The sequence below is a fragment of the Dokdonia sinensis genome, from assembly GCF_003688895.1.
Taxonomy (GTDB): Bacteria; Bacteroidota; Bacteroidia; order Flavobacteriales; family Flavobacteriaceae; genus Dokdonia; species Dokdonia sinensis.
On sequence record NZ_REFV01000001.1, the window covers coordinates 270,758 to 293,434 of the forward strand.

Below are 22,677 nucleotides of genomic sequence, written 5' to 3' on the forward strand. Positions count from 1 at the left end.
AATTAATTATACTCAATAAGCAAAGCTTTATCTCGCCGTGCTCCTTTGTTAAAAAAGAGGGAAAAGCTCTTTTTAGATGACTTTTCCCTCTCTCAAAAATTTAAACTATTCTAGTCCATCTAGACAAACTCATAAATGAATTGTTGTTAAATATTATAGATTAGGAATAGAAAGGTTTGCTGGAGTTCCAGGAGCGGCTACACCGTGTCTTACAACTCTGTTGTAAGCTCTTGCGTGAGCTGGAGCTGGAAGAGATCCAAATACTGAAGTTCCACCTGGTCCCGTTTGCTCTATGCTAGCTTGGTTTCCACCATTAGCTCCGAACTGTCCTACATTCTGGTTTACAGAGTAGCTCTGACCGTCAGACTGTGTCATAAGGATCTTATTATTCTTACCGTGTTGTACAGTGTGAGCAACGTTAGAATCACCATTCTGCTGAATGTCTACACCATTATTTTCTCCTCTTTGAGCAGTAAGTGCAATGTTATCGTTTCCTGCAGTAACAGCGTCTCCTTGGTTTACAAGAGCACTATGAGTTCTTCCATTTTGGTATCCAGCAGCCTCGTTACGATCACCATATTGGTTTTGCTCAGCAGAGTTTCCTCCGGCATTGGTAGTTGTTCCAAAAGCATTTTGTACCATGAAAGCATTGTTGTCATCTCCTTCTTGGAACTGCTCCGCAAAGTTTCCTGCACCTGCCGCGTTAGTAGCTCCGTACTGAGAAATAGATGCACTGTTTCCAGAACCATTTTGCTCTTGAAGCGCAACTGCTTTTTCAGAAAGACCAGAGAAACCTCCACTAGTTAAAGAAGGATCAAGCCCTAATAAAGAATTGTAACTAGCTACGCTAGCTGCATTTAAAACAAAAAATGTAGTCGGAGTTGTACCTTGAATTACACCTGCTAAATTTCCTGTACCTCCTTGACCATCTGTGGCTGTCTGGATTTGTTGGGACTTATTATTTTCTCCCTGCTGCCAAGCATAAGCTCCGTTGCGAGCACCAGCTCCCATTTGGTTAATTTTAACCTGGTTGCTTTCATCGTACTGTTGCACGTTTGCAAAGTGTCCCTCCGTTTGATTAGGACCAGCATTCTGATTTACATCTGATCTGTTGTCGTTTCCATTCTGGCGTACATAAGCATCACTATTGTCAAACGTTTGTTGAACAACAGATTTGTTTTTTGTACCATCCTGATCGACCTGCAAGAAGTTATCTTCTGCTTGGTCTGCAACTCCTTGGATAGAATAAGAACGGTTTTCGTCCCCCATTTGGTCTACGTGTACGTTGTTATTGTCTCCTTGTTGGAATGCAGTCGTCTGGTTCTTCTCACCAGCTTGATTTACTTGAGCAAGGTTTTCAACCCCACTGCCTGGTCCTACAAGACCAGTTTGAGCCACAAAAGCCTGGTTTCTATCACCTGCTTGGTTTGTAAGAACAGACTGAGCCGTTCCTGCCTGTTGTACCAATACCTTATGAGAAGTTCCCATTTGGTTTGTTGTACCACGGTTTGCAGAAGCAGGTGCTCCTGGCAATGCAGCTTCTTGAGAAGCTTGAGCTGCCGCAGCACCATCAAGTGACCCTCCTCCTACTTGAGCCATCGCAACAGCTCCGATCAATAGCGCCCCAGCGCATAAAATCATTTTTTTCATAATAAAAAAGTTTAATTAATAGTTAATAAATAAATGGTCAATAAATACAGCCTTATAAAATGTCGCATACGCATACAGCATCGCAAATCATCCAATGGACATCTTTCAATAAAATTATTATGTGGGGGAGAGTAATTTTTTGTATTACGTAGGGGGAGAACAATATTATAATACAGGGCTAATTTAGAGAAAGAATACAATCTACAATGAGACAATAGCAACTTTTCGATGAAGTGAAATGAAATTCGATGTGCTGTAATCCTCAAAACACTGACATCACTCGTACAAACGACTAAAGGGGCAAACGCCCCTTTAATTACCTAAAAATCAGCAGGTAAGTAAAATCCTACAAATATCTTGTCTCTAGAATACAACTAGTTCCCAAACAGCAACTCCCGATACCTCGGTGAAGACCCTCATTCATCATATCCTAGTAATTCCAGCTTGTGGCAATACTTTCTTATTAAATTATAAAGAGGGAAAAGCTTTTTAAAAAACTTTTCCCTCTCTCAAAAATTTAAACTATTCTAGTCTATCTAGACAAACTCATAACTGAGTTATTCTGAAATATTATAGGTTAGGAATAGAAAGATTTGCTGGAGTTCCAGGAGCAGCTACACCGTGTCTTGTAACTCTGTTGTAAGCTCTTGCGTGAGCTGGAGCTGGAAGAGATCCAAATACTGAAGTTCCACCTGGTCCTGTTTGCTCTATGCTAGCTTGGTTTCCACCATTAGCTCCGAACTGTCCTACATTCTGGTTTACACTGTAGCTCTGACCATCAGACTGCGTCATAAGGATTTTATTGTTCTTACCGTGTTGTACAGTGTGAGCAACATTTGAATCACCGTTCTGCTGAATATCTACACCATTGTTTTCTCCTCTTTGAGCAGTAAGTGCGATGTTATCATTTCCAGCATTCATTGCATCACCCTGACGAACGAGTGCACTATGGTTTCTTCCATTTTGGAATCCAGCAGCTTGGTTTCTATCACCGTACTGAGCTTGATCACCTGAGTTTCCTCCCGCATTTGTAGTTGTTCCAAACGCATTTTGTAACATAAACGCCTGGTTGTCATCACCTTCTTGGAATTGCTCAGCAAAGTTTCCAGCACCAGCAGCATTAGTTGCGCCGTACTGAGAAATAGCAGCAACGTTACCTGCTCCATCCTGCTCTTGCAATGCTACAGCTTTTTCAGATAATCCAGAGAAACCTCCATTTGTGATTGTAGGATCAAGTGTTTGTAAGTCTGTGAAGTTTCCAAAAGCCGCACCTAAAGTATAACCTACAGTTTCTGTTGCACCTTGATAAATACCAGCAAGGTTACCATCACCACCTATACCATCAGTAGCATTCTGGATTTGTTGAGACTTGTTGTTTTCACCATCTTGTGCTGTTACAGCAAAGTTACGTGCCCCAGCACCACCTTGATTAATCTTAGACTGGTTACCGTCTTTGTACTGTTCTACTCTAGCCCAGTGACCATTTGTCTGGTTAGGCCCTCCATTCTGATTTAAATCCGAACGGTTATCCTCTCCATCTTGACGAATAAACGCATCATTGTTGTCATATGTTTGTTGCACAACAGATTTGTTTTTCTCTCCATCTTGATCTACAGCAAGGAAGTTGTCTTCTGCCTGGTCTGCAACTCCTTGGATAGAATAAGAACGGTTTTCGTCACCCATTTGGTCTACGTGTACGTTGTTATTGTCTCCTTGTTGGAATGCAGTAGTTTGGTTCTTCTCACCCGCTTGATTTACTTGAGCAAGGTTTTCAACCCCACTTCCTGGTCCTACAAGTCCAGTTTGAACTACAAAAGCCTGGTTTTTATCTCCGCTTTGGTTAGTTAATACAGACTGAGCAGTTCCTGCTTGTTGCACCAATACCTTATGAGAAGTACCTACCTGATTAGTAGTTCCACGATTTGCACTCATAGGTGCCCCTGGTAATGCAGCTTCTTGTGAAGCCGTTTGAGCAGTTGACCCATCAAAGGCACTGCCTCCTACTTGAGCCATCGCAACAGCTCCGATCATTAACGCCCCAGCGCATAAAATCATTTTTTTCATAATAAAAAAGTTTAATTAATAGTTAAAATAAATGGTTAATAAATACAATTTTATAAAATGTCGCATACGCATACAGCATCGCAAATCATCCAATGGACATCTTTTGTCAAAATATTGAGTGGGGGAATTATTGTATTACTTGGGGGAGGATCTTTAAATAATACAAGGACGAAATTAAAAAAAGAATGCAATCTACAACGAGGCAAATTCAACTTTTCGATGAAATGAAATGAAAATCGACAAGCCGCAATATTTAAAACACCCTCAACTCCTGCCTAAATGGTAAAAGGGGCAAACGCCCCTTTATCTATCTGAAAATCAAATAATCAGACTTTTCCTACAAAATTAGATCTCAAAAAGGAAATCAATTCACAAACAACAGCTCCCTGTACTTAGGTAATGGCCATAATTCATCATCTACCAGCAACTCAAGCTTGTCGCAATGATTCCTAATGACTTCCAAGTAGGGAAAAACTTTAGTGCAATATGCTTTTGCTCTTTCATTAAGGTCTAATCCATTTGCTCTCTTTCTCATTTCGGTCATTGCCGTAATATCTGCATCTATATGTGTAATGTGGTCTGATATACTTTTAAGGATTTGAGTTTGCGCTTTCGCGAAAGCGGAATACTCATCTCCATAAATTGCCTTGAGCCCTTGGACATTTTTTATCAATACATTTTGGTAATGTACGGCTGTAGGGATAATATGGTTACGAGCTACATCGCCCAAAACTCTACTTTCTATCTGGACGCGTTTAATGTACTCTTCTATTTCAATTTCGTATCGAGCTTCTACCTCAACACTATTCATTATATGTAAGGAGGTAAATAATGCCTTTACATCTTTAGATATCCTTACACCTAAGGCTTCTATCGTATTACGGTTGTGACTGAGCTTTCGTTTTTTTGCCTCTTTTTCCCAAGCCGCACCATAACCATCTCCTTCAAAACGGATATTCCTGCTCTCCTTAATATACTCTCGTAGCACATTAAAAATGGCATCGTCCTTTTTCATATCCTTCTGATCAATCAAAGCATCCACCGCTTTCTTGAAATCTATAAGCTGTTGAGCCACAATAGTATTGAGGACCGTCATCGGGTTTGCACAGTTTGCCGTTGCACCCACGGCACGAAACTCAAATTTATTTCCTGTAAATGCAAATGGAGAGGTACGGTTACGGTCTGTATTATCCAGCAGGATTTCTGGAATCTTCCCTACAACATTTAGCTTTAAATCTGTTTTTTCTTGTGGCGAAAGTTTTCCATCTGTCACCTTTTCTAGTTCGTTCAGTACATTAGTAAGTTGTGTACCTATAAAAACAGATATGATTCCTGGAGGAGCCTCGTTTGCTCCCAGCCTATGGTCATTTCCTGCAGAGGCGATAGATGCTCTGAGCAACTCCTCGTAACGATGCACCGCTTTAATAGTGTTTACAAAAAAGGTGAGGAACTGTAGGTTCTTCATAGGTGTCTTACCTGGACTTAGGAGGTTTACACCTTCATCAGTTGCCAGGGACCAATTATTATGTTTTCCACTTCCATTAATTCCTGCAAAAGGTTTCTCATGAAAGAGTACTTTAAACTTGTGACGTTCTGCGACTTTCTCCATCACATCCATTAATAGGGAGTTGTGGTCTACCGCAAGATTTGCTTCTTCAAAGATAGGCGCGATTTCAAACTGGTTAGGCGCCACCTCGTTATGTCTTGTTTTTACGGGAATACCTAATGCGAGACATTCTTGCTCCAAATTTTTTAAATAATTGAGCACACGCGTAGGGATGGAACCAAAATAATGATCATCCAGCTGTTGTCCTTTTGCACTGGCGTGACCCAGAAGCGTTCGTCCTGTAAGTGCAATGTCTGGCCGTGCTGCTGCGAGTGCGCTGTCTATCAGAAAAAATTCCTGTTCCCAACCTAAAGTGGCAGTCACCTTAGAAACACTTTTATCAAAATACCGCGCCACATCTGTTGCAGCACTATCTACTGCATTTAATGCTCTAAGTAATGGTGTTTTAAAATCTAATGCCTCACCCGTGTATGCCACAAAAACTGTAGGAATGCAAAGTGTGTTTTCATATATAAACGCTGGAGACGTAGGATCCCATGCAGTATATCCCCTGGCCTCAAAGGTGTTACGTATACCGCCATTAGGAAAACTAGAGGCATCTGGCTCCTGCTGCACAAGTTGCCCACCGTCAAAACGCTCAATCACATGCCCGTCTGATGTGATTTCAAAAAAAGCATCGTGCTTCTCGGCAGTAGCGCCAGTTAGGGGCTGGAACCAGTGGGTATAATGTGTGGCTCCTTTTTCGAGTGCCCATAACTTCATTCCACTGGCAATGGCATCTGCAGTTACTCGTTTAATTTGGTCGCCTTTGGCTATGGCATTTTGCACACTCACAAAGGCACTCTTAGACAAATATTGGCGCATCGCCTGTTCTCCAAAAACATTACGCCCGTATAGAGAAGAACGTTTTTCAATATCTACAATTTTTATATCCTCTCGGTTTTGAACAGCTGCAAGGGCTTGAAATCTCAACTTTGGCATAAACTATATATTAAGGTATCGATAAAAAGAACTTTTGAGATTACGCTACTTCCACTGTGCTTAGCATAAATTTCGCGAAAGCGGACACCACAAAACTCACATTCTTTACCACAAAGATACGAGTATTACTCAAATATGAAGAATAATTAGTAATACCCCCTAAAAATTAGGGGCTGTTAATAAAAGCGGTCTAATTTTTAATAAATTACCCCGCTCAATTTTATGACTAATCAAAAAATCGATAGTATATTTGCACCGTTAATAACAAAAAACACTGCCATTATGAGCAAATCAAAATTAGAATACATCTGGCTGGATGGATACACGCCTACTCAGAATATGAGGAGTAAAACAAAGGTTGTAAACGACTTTAGTGGAAAACTAGAAGATTGCCCTATCTGGTCTTTTGACGGATCTTCAACGAAGCAAGCTTCTGGAGGGGCTTCAGATTGTCTTCTTAAGCCTGTTGCTATTTATCCAGATCCGCAACGTGAGAATGGATTTCTTGTAATGACCGAGGTTTTAAGTGCAGATGGTACGCCACACGCATCTAACCACCGTGCAAAAATTGATGACGATGATAATGATTTCTGGTTTGGATTTGAGCAGGAGTATTTTATAATGGATCGCGACACGCAACTTCCTTTAGGATTCCCTATAGGTGGTTACCCAGGACCACAAGGAATGTATTATTGTTCTGTAGGCGGTCGTCATACACACGGACGTGATTTTGTAGAGGAGCACGCAGATCTTTGCATCGCTGCTGGTCTTAACTTTGAAGGAATTAACCAAGAAGTTGCTTCTGGACAATGGGAGTTTCAACTTTTTGCTAAAGGCGCTAAGAAAGCTGGTGATGAAATATGGGTAGCACGTTATTTACTTGATCGTCTTACAGAACAATACGGATGGTATATTGAGTATCACCCAAAACCTGTAAAAGGAGACTGGAACGGGTCTGGTATGCACGCAAACTTCTCTAATACTACCTTAAGAACCTGTGGTTCTAAAGAGGTATATGAGCAAATATGTGAAGCTTTCCGTCCATTTACTAAGGAGCATATTGCAGCCTACGGAGAGTTTAATGACCAACGTCTTACTGGACTTCACGAGACTGCCTCTATAAATGACTTCTCTTACGGAGTCTCTGACCGTGGAGCGTCTATCCGTATTCCTATTATAACAGTAGAGCAAGGATGGAAAGGATGGTTAGAAGATCGTCGTCCAGCCTCTAACGCAGATCCATATCGCGTTGCCGGGAGAATTGTAGAGACTGTAAAAACAGCTAAGGTTTAAATCCTATTAAAAATAATAATTATGAAACGCCTATCCTTTTGGATGGGCGTTTTTTAGTTTCGGAGGTTTCGATACAATCCCGCCGTTCCCTTCGGCTCCGCTCAGGGGACAGCGGGATAACTCGACCACCTGAGATTTGCACTTCTATTTTACATTAGGTTATGATTTTAGGTTTCGGTTTCATTCGGCCGTACGTCCTTTTAAAAAACAAATTTTAATTATACTGTAACACATCCCGCTTTATAAAGACTTATTCTATAACTAACGATCAATCATTGGACAAAAATCAAGAAGAACAATTTGTTGCGCTCCTAGAAGAAAACCAAAATATCGTGCATAAAATCTGCAGATTGTATACAAACAATCAAGACCAGCACAATGACCTCTTTCAGGAGATAACAATACAACTGTGGCGCGCCTTTCCAAAATTTAGGGGAGATGCAAAGTTCAGCACGTGGATGTACCGGGTGGGTCTGAATACCGCCATAACGTTATATCGCAAGTCAAAACGGAGGGTGCAAACACAAGACTTTGAAGGAGTATCTTATCGTATATCCTCAGAGGACTATGACGATACCGTCGAGGAACAACTCAAATTGATGTACAGCGCTGTAAAAGAATTAAACGATATCGAGAAAGCACTTGTCTTTCTTTATTTAGAAGATAAAAATTATAGAGAAATTTCTGAAACGCTTGGAATTACAGAGGTTAACGCCCGCGTTAAAATGAATCGTGTAAAAGGAAAACTCAAAAAAATATTAAATCCATAATCCTATGGTAGACGAATTAGAATTATTAAAAAAAGACTGGCAAAAGCAGGAAGCCACCCTTCCCAAACTTACCAAAGCAGACATCTACCCGATGTTGCTCAAAAAATCATCTTCTGTAGTGAAGTGGATTCTTATTGTAAGTGTGATCGAATTTGCATTTTGGATTCTGCTCACGTTTGGCATAAAGCTCGACGGAGAAGGCGCATCAAATGTAGAGTCGGCAATAGGGAGTACCGTTGAAATTATATCTACCGTAATTCACTTAACAGCATTACTTTTCTTTGTAGGATGGTTCTATAAAAATTATAAAAAAATTGAAAGTACAGACTCACCTAAGGATTTAATGTACAACATACTCAAGACTCGAAAAACAGTAAAATATTACATCTGGTTTAACATCGCCTTTCTGGTAGTGGGATCAATTGCCGCCTTTACTATTGTAGAGATTAACAGCCCAGATACCATCGTTGTGGACAACCTTCTCATTGCTGCGCTCGCCTTTATTGCAATTGTAGGGATCTTTATAGGGCTACTCCTCCTTTTCTACAGATTGATTTATGGAATTTTATTAAGAAGACTAAAAACAAATTACGACGAACTAAAAAAAATGGACTATTAGTATTCCCACTTACGTGTTTCGTTCAGCTTTTCTTCGGCCTCGATTTCTTCTGTGGGGATCACTTTCAGGAATGATGGATGTTGCTCTATGGCATACTCAAGTTGCTCTACAATATGCTCTACGCTATCATTCTCATAATCGATTACGAGAGGCTCTTTAATTTCGAAGGACTGTAGGATACCACGTTTCTTAATACGAAGTCCCTTTTTGTCAAAACTTCTTCTAAAACCATCTATTACTATAGGAACAACTATAGGCTTATATTGCTTTATAATATGAGCTGTTCCTTTTCTAATAGGTTTCCAAGGCTTTGTTGTTCCTTGGGGAAAAGTGATTACCCACCCATCATTAAGAGCAATCCCAATATTCTCAGTATCCGAAAAATCTACCTTACGGTCTATTTCCTTACCCTTCTCACGCCAAGTCCTACTTACGGTAATCGCTCCCGCATATGCTAGAATGCGTGGCAAAAAACCACTACGCATCGTCTCTCCTGCAGCTACATAATACAGGTTTAGTTTTGGATTCCAGAGATAGCCTATATTCTTAATAGAATCATCTCTCCCACTAAGACTCGCATTAAATACGTGAAACATAGAAACCACATCTGCAAAGTACGTTTGGTGGTTAGAAACAAAAAGGACTCCCTTATCAGGCAAGTTCTTTAAGACTTCAGAACCCTCAATCTGCAATTCATTAAAACCGCGATAGCGCCTATGCGTAAGGGCTCCAGCGATTCTAATCAGCCAGCGTTTTAAGAATAATATATGCCCAAATGGATTGGTCTTAAATAAACCCATAGTATAAAAAAAGCGTCATTTTTGACACCTGCCTTTATTAGTTGAAAATAATTCTTTTCAAATTCCTAATCTCAATATAAATTAAAATGAAGATGCTTATTGGTTTTTATACGCTTTCGCGAAAGCGTAATACTCAAAAAAACAACAAGACAAATATACAAAACCCCAAACTAAAGCACTTGCACCAGAAGTTCCTTCACCTCACTAAGCATCATTGCCGTAGCACCCCAAACCACGTGACCCTGCAACTCAAACGCAGGGACCGTAATATTTACCGCATAAGAGGTTGTGAGTGTTTGAGTTATAAGGACCTCATCCGAGAGAAGCTCGGATAACGGCACCTCAATAAGCGCCTCAACCTCGTCTTCTTGAGGTATAAAATTGGGCGTTTCTGAAGTTGTCCCAATAAAAGACTGTACCCAAAAATTACTGGGAGGAATGTAAATATTGGTCAGTTTACGCACTACTGTGATTCGTTTTCTGGAGACACCTATTTCCTCCTCAGTTTCGCGCAGGGCTGTTGCCTCAATGTTTTCATCCTCATCTTCTACCTTACCACCTGGAAATCCTACTTGATTCGAGTGTACACCTTTGTAGGTTCTGCGAAGCATAAGGATCATATAGGTCTCTCCTTTCTTGTTAGGATAAAATAATGCCATCACGCCAGCCTGTCTCGGATTTTGCTTTTCGATATCGGCTTTCTTAAGCTCTTTGATGCGCTCCATAGGCGCCATTTTGAACTGCGCTTCTTTACCGGGAAGTGGCAAATTGTTTATTTTTGATAAACGTGATACAAACTCAGAAAACTGCATATATGACTCGATATTTTTTAATGGCAATAGCAATGGTTTGCCTTGCGGGATGTCAAGATACTAAATCCACAAAAAAAGAAACGATTCCCGAAGTTATAAAAGACACCGTAAAAAAAATTGAAGAAAAAAAGCCCGAGCCACCCAAACTAGGAACGCCTAAAAACCCATTTATGCCAGACCAGTATGCGGTCAAACCCTTTCTCCAAGCATATGGAGCCGAAAATCCCGAGACCAAGGTCCGTATTGCCACAAGTTTTGGCAATATCGAACTGCAATTATACAACGACACCCCATTACATAGAGCAAATTTTATTTTGATGGTAAAAGAAGGATACTTTGACCTTACTGAGTTTTATAGAGTCTCACCCTCGTTTGTGATTCAAGGAGGAAATTCAGATTCTTATAAAATGGGCAGAAAGCGCAAGGCTATGGGCGATTACTTAATTCCAAACGAATCAAAGTACCGACACAATCGAGGCGCTCTTGCAGCAGCAAAGTTTGTAGAGCAAAATATAAGCAATGCCTCCTCCCCTTTTGAATTTTATATTGTTCAGAATCCGCTGGGGGCACACCACCTTAATGGTGCTCATACTGTTTTTGGACGCGTGACTAAAGGTATGGAAGTAGTAGACGAGATCAATAAAGTACGCGTAGATCAGAGCGAGTGGCCGTTAGAAAAAATCCCGATGACGGTTACTATCATAGAATAAGTAGCTCGAGGCTGGGTTATTGAAGTTGGAAGTTGGAAGTTGGAAGTTGGAAGTTGGAAGTTGGAAGTTGGAAGTTGGAAGTTGGAAGTTGGAAGTTGATAAAAATGACAAAAGTGATTCAACTTTAGTTACTATTCTTTTAAAATCCTCTTTGCCTTTTTGCCTCAAAAACCAAAATACCAGCTGCCACCGAGACATTCATACTATCTATTGCTCCGCTCATTGGGATAATGATATTTTGTTTGCTGGCTACTCGCCACACCTCGCTCAAGCCTGTTGCTTCAGTTCCCACCACCAGGGCTGTGGGCGTTGTAAAATCCTGCTCGTGATAGTATTGTGCATCTTGTAATATGGCACTATAAATACTAATTCCCCGCTCTTTTAGAAACGCAATGACGGATGCTGTACTTCCAGTTGCGACTTGATTTGTAAACACACAACCTACGCTAGATCGTATGATGTTCGGATTGTAGAGGTCGGTTTTAGGGTTTGCAATGATGAAGGCATCCACATTTGCAGCATCTGCGGTTCGCAGTAAGGCGCCTATATTTCCTGGTTTTTCGGGAGCTTCGGCAACTAAGATTAAGGGATTTTTGGGAAGTTTTAAGTCGTTTAGATTTTGTTGTTTCGCTTTCGCGAAAGCGATCACCCCTTCCGTGCTCCCTCGATAGGCGAGTTTTTCATAAACCTCCTGAGAAATCTCTGTGAGGATAATTACAGTATCCTCTACAAACAATGCCAGAAGCGCTTCCTCTGAAACCAACGCAGGCACAAAATAAAGCGCTGCGATCTCATAACCGCCCTTGATGCAGAGTTCGAGCTCGCGCAGGCCCTCAATGATAAAACCACCCTCCTTTGCACGTATGCGGGATTTAGACTGTAATTGTAGCAGTCGCTTTACGGTGGAATTCTGGGGGCTGGAAATATATTTAGTCAAAGTACCTCTCTTATTTTAATACAGGGTTAATCTGTGCTAAAGATAATTGTTATATTTTGGAGGTTTAAATATGTCTTATGAAAAGATTTCTACTTTTATTGTTATTTGTGAGTGCCGTTTCTTTGAGTCAAGAAAACAGAGACATTGAAAATCCGCCACTTGATTTAGAGGTTTGTGATGATGATGGGGATGGGGTTTCCGAATTTGATCTGTCTCAAAATACTCCCATTGTCATTGGATCGCAAGACCCTAATAATCTCAGTGTCGCATATTTTCTGACTTTAGCTGATGCTACAAATAATAATGGGGGCGCACAGCTTAATGCGACATCCTATTTTAACACCTCAAACCCTGAGACAATTTATGTAAGAGTAGATGACTTTACAGATGATTCCTTCGAAATTGATGATTTTGATTTGATTGTTCTTTCTGCTCCTGAGGCAAATACCAATCCTGACGATTACCTTCTGTGTGATTTTGACCAAGATGGAATAGAAACATTTGACCTGACCATTAGAAATTCTGAAATCTTAGACGGTTTAGATCCTACTATATATTCGTTAGACTGGTACGAGACCGAGAGTAATGCCGAAAACGAGAATACGGATATTCCTGATCCAATTAATTACACCTCTAGTGGAGGAAACGTTTATGCTCGCGTTACTAACCAAACGCAAAGCAATTCTACATTTTGTTTTACCATTGTAACGCAAATTCTTGGATTTTCAAATCCTGATATTCCATCATCGATATCTAACATAGAAGTCTGCGATAACTCTGAAAGTGGAAGTGACTCCGATGGTATTGCGACCTTTGATCTAACCATTTCAATTGACGAAATTACAAATGGGGACCCCAACCTTAACGTAACTTTTTATGCCTCACAGGCCGATTTAAATAGTAATGTAGAAATTGTACCACCCAATGCTTACCAAAGTTTGAGCAATCCCCAAACAATTTACTTTTTAGCTATTAACAATGAAAATGGCTGTTCGACGCAAGGTACTCTTGAACTTGTTACTTTGAGCCTTCCTATAGAGAACAGCCCAAATGATCTAGAAATATGCGAGCCTGATTTTGATGGTTTTGCCAGTTTTGATTTGACAGAAAATGACGCTGTAGTCACAGGTAATCAAGATGTGAACTCGCTGACGATATCGTATTTTGAGACTGAAGCAGATGCTAACAACAATAGTAGTCCTATATCAGTACCGGAAGCTCATATAAATACTACAAATCCGCAAACCATATTTTTAAGAGTTGAAAGCAATATCACTAATTGCGTAGACATAGACCTTTTTGATATCGAGGTTACTGATTGCTCTACTACAGATGCAGACGAAGATGGCGACGGCATTCCAGACGAGGACGAAGACCTCAACGGTAATGGGAACCTAGATGATGACGATACAGATAATGATGACATACCCAACTATCTAGACAGCGATGACGACGGCGATCTAGTTGAAACCGAAGACGAAATCGAAGGCATAGGTGCTGGTCGTATGGCCTTTATCGATACGGACGGGGACATGATAGAAAACTACCTAGACGACGACGATGACGGAGACCTCATTTTAACCAGAGATGAAGATTACAATGGCAATGGCGACCCGCTGGATGACGACACAGACGGTAACGGCACACCAGATTTTCTCGATATGGACGTGGCGTTGAGTGTGGATACCTTCAGCGCGATTGCGGTGACGACCTATCCTAATCCTGTGGTGAACGAACTTAGGATTGTAGGGGATTCCGCTTTTGCGAAAGCGGCCATCTACTCCATCACAGGCGCATTGATTAAGACCATTGAACGTCGGGAAACACAGGAAATGACGATAGATGTAAGTGATCTCAAGTCGGGACTATATTTTGTACAAATACCCGGTGCACCTACTGTCAAATTCATAAAACGATAGTGTAAGCACTAATTCTTGTTTCCGACGAATGATTTTCAAAAATATCTAACCAGAATGAAACAAATAGCAATTATCCTACTAGTAGCCTTGACCATACTAAGCTGTGGCGAGACTAAAAACCAAGAGAAAGAAGAAACTATAGCAGAAAGTACTCCGCAACGCGTTTATCCTGTAGAAATCACTTCGGTATTTGATGCTCACGGCGGTATCCAGAAATGGAATGCAATGAACAATTTATGCTTTACCCTTGAAAAAGAAGAGGGTAACGAGGTACATACCGTTGACTTAAAATCACGAAAGGCACGCATTGAAACCGAAAATTACACGCTCGGATTTGACGGCGAGAAAGTCTGGCTTGCTCAAGATTCGACTTATTTCCAGCCGGAGCGCGCTCGTTTTTATCATAACTTGATGTTCTATTTTTACGCTATGCCCTTCGTATTGGGCGATGAGGGGATTGCTTATTCTGATGTTGACCCGCTTACAGTAGGCGACGTGAGCTATCCTGGAACTAAGATATCCTTTGGCGATGGAGTGGGTGATGCTCCAGATGATGAGTACATCTTATACCGCGACCCAAAAACAAATCAGATGGCGTGGCTAGCCTATACTGTAACCTACGGCAAAAACGAAAAAAGCGACCGTTTCTCATTTATCAAATATGCAGACTGGCAAGAAGTAAATGGATTACAACTCCCCAAAACTTTAGAGTGGTATGCTTTGGAAGATGGAGTTCCAACTACAAAACGTAGCGAGCGAACTTTTACAAAACCTACCGCGACTGCTACCGAACTCGAAGCTACTATTTTTGAGAAACCTCAGAATGGAAAGTTTGTGGAATAGTTGAGAGCTTTGAGCCTTGAGCTTTGAGCTTTGAGCTTTGAGCTTTGAGCTTTGAGCTTTGAGCAAAAAAATCAAATTTCTTCTTATTTCAAATTATGCGATAAAAAAGCACCATTTCTAGATTTAGAAATGGTGCTTTTGGTTTGATCGACAATCGTTGTTAATCTCTTGCGTATTTCTCGCTATATCTTTTCCAGAGTTCTGTCTGATGGGTTTCTAGACTGATATCTCTTCCCTGAATGTAGGCTTTAGAAATCTTGTTACCCCGCATATCCAGAGCGTTTCCTTCGGAGATAAAGAGTGTCGCGTCTTTACCTACTTCTAGCGTACCTGTAGTTTTATCTATACCTAGAATTTTTGCCGCATTGGAAGTAATCATTTTTAGCGCATCCTCATCGCTCATTCCAAACTGTGTTACTTGCCCTGCATAAAAAGGTAAGTTTCTAGCCTGCCAGTACTCTCCGTCGTAACCCAAAGCAACCATCACGCCAGCATCTGCCAGTAATTTTGGCAGTCGGTATGGTAAGTCATAGTCGTGGTCATCCATCGCAGGTAAGTCTTGCACACGTTGAACGATTACTGGCATATTAGCCGCTTTTAACTTTTCTACTACTTTATATGCCTGATACCCGCCTACTAAGACCGGTTTTGAGATGTTCATCGCTTTTGCAAAAGCGATGGCATCTAGAATTTCCCTTTCGGCATTAGCTTGTATGTATAAACGTTGTGTTCCATTAAAAACGCCTTCCATTGCTGCAAAAGGTAGATTTTTATCTGTTGCATCTTTAGCTTTTGAGAAAGCGGAAGCATTTTTAAAGAATGATTTTACCTTATCGATATCTTCTTGATAATCTTTATTAGGCTTAAAACCTGGCTCTTCGCCCAGCCACCAGCGACCACGACGCATACTGTTGGGCCAGTTTAGGAAAACACCATCATCTGCCTTGTAAGCAGCGTCTTCCCAGTTCCAAGCATCCAGTTGCACCACAGAAGATGTTCCAGAAATATCACCACCCTGAGGACGTGTTTGAGCCATAAGCACCCCGTTAGGACGCATACTCTCTACTACTTTAGACTCTGCATTATAGGCAATAAGCGAACGGATATGCGGATTAAAAGCACCTATCTCGTCGTCATCGTTAGACGCTCTTACAGCACCTACTTCTATGAGTCCAAGTGTTGTGTTTGTAGCGATGAACCCTGGGTAGACATGTTTGCCTTTTGCGTCTATGACCTTATACTGGAAAACTTCATTTACACCAGAAGCAGGTTTAATAGACTTTATTTTCCCATCTTCGATATAGATAATGGCGTTCTCAATAATTTCTCCGTTTCCAATATGAGCCGTGGCCCCAACTATTGAAAATGGTTCAGTTTGCTTAGGTGCAGGCGTTTGTTGTGCATAAGTCATTGCAAACGTTCCTAGCAACAAGCTTAAAACGATATATTTTTGAATGTTTCTCATCTTAATGTATGGTTTCTAATGTATCACAATGTAAATGCTGCTTGTCCTTCTTTTTAGGCTCTGTTACTTTGAGCCCTTTATTCTTTTCTGCAAGCATCATCGTGGTTAATTTATTTTTCTCTTGTTCGATTTCCTCGCGCATTTGTGCGTCACGCTCCATATCAAAATACACCGTACCCTCAATAATTGTTTTCTCTGCGCGTGCTTTTATGGAAAGTGGATTATCCGTCCACAGAACTAAATCTGCATCCTTACCTACTTTTACGCTTCCCACTTTATCGTCCATATGAAGGAGTTTTGCGGGGTTAAGTGTAACAAATTTCCACGCATCTTCTTCTGAAACGTCTCCATATTTTACAGATTTTGCAGCTTCTTGATTTAAACGTCTAGACATCTCACCATCATCAGAGTTTATAGCAACTGTCACTCCTTCTTTATGCATAATCGCAGCATTGTAGGGAATAGCGTCATTTACTTCATATTTGTACGCCCACCAGTCTGAAAAAGTTGAGGCTCCTACACCGTGCTCCTTCATCTTATCTGCTACTTTGTAACCTTCTAATATGTGGGTAAAGGTGTTTACTCTAAAGTTAAAGGACTCTGCCACTTTCATAAGCATATTAATTTCACTTTGTACGTAAGAGTGGCAGGAGATGGCTCTTTCCTGATTGAGAATATCCACAATTGTTTCCAGCTCCTCGTCTACCCTGTATGGCTGACCGCTTTTTTTCTTATCTTCATATTCTTTGGCTCTTTGAAAATAATCTACAAACAACTGCTGTACACCCATTCTCGTCTGTGGGAATCTGGAATAGCTTTCCCAGTTAGACTGCTTTACATTTTCGCCCAGAGCGAACTTGATAAACTTCTTATCCTCTAGTACCATATCATCGATGGAGCTTCCCCATTTTAATTTCATCACCGCACTTTGTCCTCCTATCGGATTTGCTGAACCGTGTAATAATTGGATGGCAGTTACACCACCAGCAAGGTTGCGGTAAATGTCAATATCATCTGGATCAACAGCATCTGCCATACGCACCTCTGCAGATGAGTTTTGACCTCCCTCATTTATAGAAAATGCAGCAATGTGCGAATGCTCATCTATTATACCAGCAGTAAGGTGTTTTCCTGTTCCGTCGATCACGGTAGCTCTTCCGGCTTTGAGATTGCTACCGATTGCACTTATTTTCCCGTCTTTTACAAGGACATCTGTATTCTCGATGATGCCCTCAGCTTCGTTCGTCCATAATGTTACGTTCTTGAAGAGCATATCCTCCTGTTTTGGCTTTTCTTTAAAACCAAAAGCAATATTAGGATACGTCATAGGCATTACCGTAATCTCTTTCTCTTCTTTGTCTTTATCGTCATCCTCTTTATCTTCTTTAGCATCTCCCGTACGACTTGCAGCGAAAGATTGTTCTGCACCACTAGGCAGTATGGCTTTTCCTGAAAGCCCATCTGACACGTTTGATACTAGGCGCGTAAACTGCTTATCGCCGTCTGCAAAGGTGAGGTTCATCCAGCCATCGGAATATGAAAATTCACTCGGGACTTTATCCTCACCCTTTTTAAGCGTAGCCTTAGGCTTTTTCTCCATTGAATTTTCAACAGTAAGCTCGTAGGTTTTTCCAGCGACGGTCACGTTATATTTCCCATCAATATTTTTGATGCTCATATCCTTTAAAACCGTTTTGTTACCCTGAACCCAGTGCTCATAAACATCTGTGTCTTTATCAAAAATATCACCCGATGTAATCATAAAGTTTGCCCAAGCCCCATCTTTAAGCGACCCGACTTTATCCGACTGCCCAATGAGCTGTGCAGGAATGGTCGTTAAAGCCGAAAGTGCTTTTTCTTTAGAAAGACCATACTTAATAGCCTTCATTAAGTGGTCTTTAAAATCCTTTGGCGACTTATGAGAAAATGTTGTAAGCGCAAAGTTTACATTATTATCTGTCAGTACCTTCGGGTTTGTGGGAGCCTGATTCCAACCACGCATATCTTCCAGAGAAACATAGGATGCATTGTATGGGTTCTCCATATCATAAGCATCTGGAAACTTGAGTGGAAGTATAAATGTTCTGTTCAACGCTTTGACCTCATCAATACGCTTATACTCATCGCCACCACCTACAATGAGGTAGTTTACTCCAAATTCATCCCCTATCTTATCTATACGAAGTGCATCATACAATCCAGATCCTTCAAAAATCTGAACCATATCTTTATTCTTGTTCACAGCTTCAAGTGTCAAATCTTTTGTAGGTACATTTCCTTTTCCATACCAGTCTGCATCGTGATATACTTGGCGCAGTAAGGCTGTTTTTCCCATAATGGAACCTGGATACGACTGTCGTGAGGTTACACTTTTATCAAATGAAAAGTGATTTCCTGAACTTGCGTCTAGAATTCGAGAAGCATCATCGCCTTCTGTATTCAAAGCAACAAGCATACCCGTACCTCTGGCGATGCCGTCGTGCAAGTGTGTATTTACAACCGCAAAACCAGCTGCAACATATTCCTTAGCCTTTTTTGAATCATATTTAAAAGACCCCAAAGCTTCCTGCTCTGCTCTTATATGGTCATTCCAATAATAGCCCTCTCGAGAACCTTCGTATTGAGCCGTACGACCACCACCAGATGGACGTTTAGGCTTTTCAATTCCAAAGTCAGAATAGATATCAATAAAAGAAGGGTAAATAGATTTCCCGTCCAAGTCTATCACAATAGCATTAGCCGGTGCATTTACATTTTTACCTACACTCACGACCTTACCGTCGCGCACGACAAGCGTGCCCTTTTTAATTGTTTCTGTGGGCGAGGTGTGAATGGTGGCGTTTTTAAAAACAGTATAATTATTGTTTTTAGATTGTACCCCATCGTTTTTAGGGAAGTAATCCTGTGCGTAAAAAGTAAGCGAACACAAGAGCAACCCTATAAAGGAGAGTTGTTTAAAAAGCATTGGTTTTCAGTTTTAATTAAGTTCTTAAAGATATGTTAACCCTTATAAAACCGCAGCCAATTAAGAGATTTTTAACATCAGAAAGTCTCTGGAAACGCCTTATTATAATTCACGAGAAGGGCGACCATATAACTGTAGCTTTTTATTCCATCAGGTTGATTATTTGCCTTGAGATAATTGGAGTAGAAGAGTTTAAAAAAAGGCTCGAGTGGATTATCCATAGCATCCCAAAAATCTCTGGACTGTTGATAGTTTGCCAGAATTCCTGGGGTTACGCTTTCGCGAAAGCGTGCTGCCACCTCAGCATCTCTCCTATATAAATCATTAAGGCAGTATCGCAACGCGAAGATACTTCCCGAGTACTGGAAAAATTTATCCTCATTGTTAAGCGTTGCCATAACGGCTATAAAATTTGCCTCATTCTCCTTTGCAAATCCCAGCTGATGTGCCATCTCGTGACAACTCACTACTGGAAAACGGTGGGTGGGCATCATACCGTTGATGTGCGCCTCATTTGTAATAGGGTTCAGATAACCGCTATATCCCATTATGGAAAGTGGATAGCTGAGTAGGGAAGTCTTGACACTCTTTGGCGGATAATTGAGTTTAGGGAACTGGGGTTTAAGGGAAGCGTAGCCTTGCAGGGTGTTAGCGTAGATTGCCGATTTTACCCTTCGGCTTTGCTCAGGGTACATTTGTGGGTACACCTCTTTATAGCTTACGGGCAAGCTATCGTTTGAGGAAAGCTGAGCGTGGAGCGCATTACTTTTGGCAATCAGTTTTTCGGTGATGTTTACGAGTTCATCGGTAGTGTAGTCATTTTCTATTCCAATAGCTTCGTGCAACGGTAGGCGGTAATAGTTCATTCCCCAAAGAAGGTGAAAGGCGAAGTACACAATGGACGCTAGGGCAAGCGTTCTTAGGAGAAATAGTTTTATGGTTTTAAAACGATTTTTGAAGAGGCCAAAAATTTCGCGCAAAGCGAGCACAATAAGCGCCACATACATCACATCCCCAAAAGAAAATGGTAACCAACCCAGCGCATACCGAAAACCTTTAGAAATTATCGGATACAGACCGTTGCTGTAATATCCTTCAATGAACACTGGAAATTGCGCCAGTATGCGTACAATTCCCATCTGCACAAATAATAGGAGACCGATAAAAAGGAGTTTGCGCTCTTGTTTCATTGGTGTAAAAATAAGAAATGTCTCTCCACAAGTTGCCCGTTTCATATCCCGTTAACTGTATTTATCTATTATATTCGTATTCAAATCCCGATATATGCAACCTATCCATATCTTATTACTTATTGCTGGTTACTTTGGCGTACTGATGCTCATAAGTTATCTCACCGGAAAAACGGGTTCCAATGCAGATTTCTTTAAAGCTGGAAAGCAGTCGCCGTGGTATCTTGTGGCCTTTGGGATGATAGGAGCTTCGCTTTCTGGAGTCACTTTTATCTCTGTTCCTGGATGGATTGAGGCTTCGAGTTTTAGCTACTTTCAGGTAGTGCTGGGATATACCGTGGGTTATGCTGTGATAGGCTTAGTGCTTCTACCCCTTTATTATAGGTTGAATCTTACTTCTATCTACACGTACTTAGAAGGTAGATTTGGCAATTACTCCTATAAAACGGGGGCTTCTTTTTTCTTATTGAGCCGTATTGTAGGTGCGAGTTTTAGGCTGTATTTAGTGGCAAATGTGTTGCAACTGCTTGTTTTTGACGAGATGGGTGTCCCGTTCTGGGTTACTGTGACCTTAACCATTTTGCTTATCTGGTTATATACTTTTAAGGCTGGAATTAAGACTATTGTCTGGACAGACACTTTACAAACATTATTTATGCTCATAGCGGTAGGTGCCGCCATTTACTTTGTTAGTGATGAAATGGGACTGAGCGCAGGAAACTTATTTGCCTTGGTTTCAGAAAGTGATATGAGTCAAGTTTTCTTTTTTGACGATTGGAAAAGTGGCGACCACTTTGTAAAACAATTCATCTCTGGAGCTTTTATTGCCATCGTAATGACAGGACTTGACCAAGATATGATGCAAAAAAACCTGACGTGTCGTAATCTGGAAGATGCTCAAAAAAATATGTTTTGGTTTACTATCGTACTCACGATTGTGAATATGGTATTCCTAGTTCTAGGGTTATTACTCACCGTATATGCTTCCCAAAACGGAATAGAGGCTCATAAAGACCAACTCTTCCCCACCATTGCAGTAGATAGTGGCCTGGGCATAGGACTGGCCATCGTTTTCTTGCTGGGACTTATTGCTGCCGCCTACTCTAGTGCAGATAGTGCGCTTACTTCTCTAACTACATCGTTTAGCATAGACATTCTGGATATTGAAAAGAAATATGACGTTGCAAAACAAATTGCGATAAGAAAGCGCATTCACATCTTAATGTCCATCATTCTCATCCTGGTTATCATCATTTTTAAATATGTGATAGCAGATGATAGCGTGATATCGCGATTATTTGTTTTTGCGGGGTATACCTATGGGCCTTTGCTGGGTCTGTATGCTTTTGGATTATTTTCAAAATGGCAAGTAAAAGATGAGTTTGTTCCCTTTATTGCTCTTGCCTCACCTATTCTGGCATACCTCATTAGCTATTTCTCTTTGAAGCAAGGCTTTGACTTTGGTTTCTTTATTTTGATTTTGAATGGTGCGCTGACTTACCTCGGGTTAATATTGATTCGTCGCAAGTAATACTAAAGTACAAGCCACCTCATAGTTGATTGCTTTCTCCTTGAGCAATGCGTAAAACTCTGGGTTTTCTGTTCCGGGATTGAAAATGACGCGGTTTGGTTTCAGCGAGAGGATGTAGTCGTAATATTGTGACTGGCGTTTTGGGTTTAAGTATAATGTGACGGTATGAACGCTTTCTTGTGAGGTTTCTGCCCCTTCGACTTCGCTCAGGGTAAATTTCGCGAAAGCGGACTCAAAAGTTATAATATCTATATCACCCACAGTTCCTTCCATCAAACCAACTGCGGTCACGGGATGATTATAGGAACGCAATCGCTTGATTGCGATATGGGAATATCGATTAGGTTTTAAGGAAGCACCGAGTACTAATGTGTGTTTTAACATAAATCAAAGTTAAATAATAAATAAACTTGTAACACTATCGTTTTCTTTACGTCTATAAGATAAGTTAACTATATGTCAATTGATATAGCAAAAGGTTAGATGACTAATAATTCGTTTTGATGGTTAGTGTTAATTATGGAAGTCTAACTAAAAATCCCAGGATGTTTACATTCTGGG

The 22,677-nt window shown here is 40.8% G+C and carries 17 protein-coding genes; 7 read left to right on the top strand and 10 right to left on the bottom strand.

Translation table 11 applies throughout. From position 1 onward, the window contains the following. Positions 1 to 153 precede the first annotated feature (153 nt). From EAX61_RS01085 to EAX61_RS01095, 3 genes are all read right to left on the bottom strand, one after another. Positions 154 to 1,650, bottom strand: coding sequence for a hypothetical protein (locus EAX61_RS01085; RefSeq protein WP_121915802.1), 1,497 nt, complete (start codon positions 1,648 to 1,650; stop codon positions 154 to 156). A 570-nt stretch (positions 1,651 to 2,220) separates the two neighbouring features. Continuing rightward, positions 2,221 to 3,714, bottom strand: a complete 1,494-nt coding sequence (locus EAX61_RS01090; protein WP_121915803.1) for a hypothetical protein — start codon at positions 3,712 to 3,714, stop codon at positions 2,221 to 2,223. Between the two features lie 364 nt (positions 3,715 to 4,078). After that, positions 4,079 to 6,262, bottom strand: a complete 2,184-nt coding sequence (locus EAX61_RS01095) for a glutamine synthetase III family protein (RefSeq protein ID WP_121915804.1) — start codon at positions 6,260 to 6,262, stop codon at positions 4,079 to 4,081. Between the two features lie 282 nt (positions 6,263 to 6,544). Between EAX61_RS01095 and EAX61_RS01100 the strand changes: the two genes are divergently transcribed. The 3 genes from EAX61_RS01100 to EAX61_RS01110 all read left to right on the top strand — a co-directional run bounded on the left by EAX61_RS01100 (position 6,545) and on the right by EAX61_RS01110 (position 8,944). Then, positions 6,545 to 7,555: a glutamine synthetase beta-grasp domain-containing protein gene (locus EAX61_RS01100; RefSeq protein ID WP_121915989.1), complete on the top strand. Its 1,011-nt coding sequence runs from the start codon at positions 6,545 to 6,547 to the stop codon at positions 7,553 to 7,555. 275 nt (positions 7,556 to 7,830) lie between these two features. Further along, positions 7,831 to 8,325, top strand: a complete 495-nt coding sequence (locus EAX61_RS01105) for an RNA polymerase sigma factor (RefSeq protein ID WP_121915805.1) — start codon at positions 7,831 to 7,833, stop codon at positions 8,323 to 8,325. A 4-nt stretch (positions 8,326 to 8,329) separates the two neighbouring features. Continuing rightward, the gene (locus EAX61_RS01110) at positions 8,330 to 8,944 is read left to right on the top strand and encodes a hypothetical protein (RefSeq protein WP_121915806.1); all 615 of its coding nucleotides are present in this window, start codon (positions 8,330 to 8,332) and stop codon (positions 8,942 to 8,944) included. On the opposite strand, the gene EAX61_RS01115 is transcribed toward EAX61_RS01110, so the two are convergent. Beyond that, a complete protein-coding gene (locus EAX61_RS01115) occupies positions 8,941 to 9,744 on the bottom strand; it encodes a lysophospholipid acyltransferase family protein (protein ID WP_121915807.1) in 804 nt (267 codons plus the stop codon). The two genes, EAX61_RS01110 and EAX61_RS01115, sit on opposite strands and share 4 nt — an antisense overlap. 170 nt (positions 9,745 to 9,914) lie before the next feature. Continuing rightward, positions 9,915 to 10,511, bottom strand: a complete 597-nt coding sequence (locus EAX61_RS01120; protein WP_347337916.1) for an NUDIX hydrolase — start codon at positions 10,509 to 10,511, stop codon at positions 9,915 to 9,917. A gap of 47 nt (positions 10,512 to 10,558) precedes the next feature. Here EAX61_RS01120 and EAX61_RS01125 point away from each other — a divergent pair, with 47 nt between their 5' ends. Then, positions 10,559 to 11,266, top strand: coding sequence for a peptidylprolyl isomerase (locus EAX61_RS01125; protein ID WP_121915809.1), 708 nt, complete (start codon positions 10,559 to 10,561; stop codon positions 11,264 to 11,266). 139 nt (positions 11,267 to 11,405) lie between these two features. On the opposite strand, the gene EAX61_RS01130 is transcribed toward EAX61_RS01125, so the two are convergent. Further along, positions 11,406 to 12,203 carry a TrmH family RNA methyltransferase gene (locus tag EAX61_RS01130; RefSeq protein WP_121915810.1) on the bottom strand — a complete coding sequence of 266 codons (798 nt, stop codon included), beginning with the start codon at positions 12,201 to 12,203 and terminating at the stop codon, positions 11,406 to 11,408. Between the two features lie 77 nt (positions 12,204 to 12,280). On the opposite strand from EAX61_RS01130, the gene EAX61_RS01135 reads away from it, so the two are divergent. Both EAX61_RS01135 and EAX61_RS01140 read left to right on the top strand, forming a co-directional pair. Beyond that, a complete protein-coding gene (locus EAX61_RS01135) occupies positions 12,281 to 14,122 on the top strand; it encodes a T9SS type A sorting domain-containing protein (protein ID WP_121915811.1) in 1,842 nt (613 codons plus the stop codon). 54 nt (positions 14,123 to 14,176) lie between these two features. Beyond that, complete coding sequence (locus EAX61_RS01140; RefSeq protein WP_121915812.1) at positions 14,177 to 14,965, top strand: DUF6503 family protein; 789 nt, start codon at positions 14,177 to 14,179, stop codon at positions 14,963 to 14,965. A gap of 160 nt (positions 14,966 to 15,125) precedes the next feature. Here the strand turns inward: EAX61_RS01140 and EAX61_RS01145 are convergent, their stop codons facing one another. The 3 genes from EAX61_RS01145 to EAX61_RS01155 form a co-directional block, all read right to left on the bottom strand. Then, a complete protein-coding gene (locus EAX61_RS01145) occupies positions 15,126 to 16,430 on the bottom strand; it encodes an amidohydrolase family protein (RefSeq protein WP_121915813.1) in 1,305 nt (434 codons plus the stop codon). A gap of 1 nt (position 16,431) precedes the next feature. Beyond that, complete coding sequence (locus EAX61_RS01150) at positions 16,432 to 19,395, bottom strand: amidohydrolase family protein (RefSeq protein ID WP_121915814.1); 2,964 nt, start codon at positions 19,393 to 19,395, stop codon at positions 16,432 to 16,434. 77 nt (positions 19,396 to 19,472) lie between these two features. Next, complete coding sequence (locus EAX61_RS01155; protein ID WP_236641960.1) at positions 19,473 to 20,630, bottom strand: DUF3810 domain-containing protein; 1,158 nt, start codon at positions 20,628 to 20,630, stop codon at positions 19,473 to 19,475. 49 nt (positions 20,631 to 20,679) lie between these two features. On the opposite strand from EAX61_RS01155, the gene EAX61_RS01160 reads away from it, so the two are divergent. After that, positions 20,680 to 22,116: a sodium:solute symporter gene (locus EAX61_RS01160; RefSeq protein ID WP_121915815.1), complete on the top strand. Its 1,437-nt coding sequence runs from the start codon at positions 20,680 to 20,682 to the stop codon at positions 22,114 to 22,116. On the opposite strand, the gene EAX61_RS01165 is transcribed toward EAX61_RS01160, so the two are convergent. Then, on the bottom strand, positions 22,093 to 22,500 hold the full coding sequence (locus EAX61_RS01165) for a CoA-binding protein (RefSeq protein ID WP_121915816.1): 408 nt from the start codon (positions 22,498 to 22,500) through the stop codon (positions 22,093 to 22,095). The genes EAX61_RS01160 and EAX61_RS01165 overlap by 24 nt on opposite strands. Positions 22,501 to 22,677 lie beyond the last annotated feature (177 nt).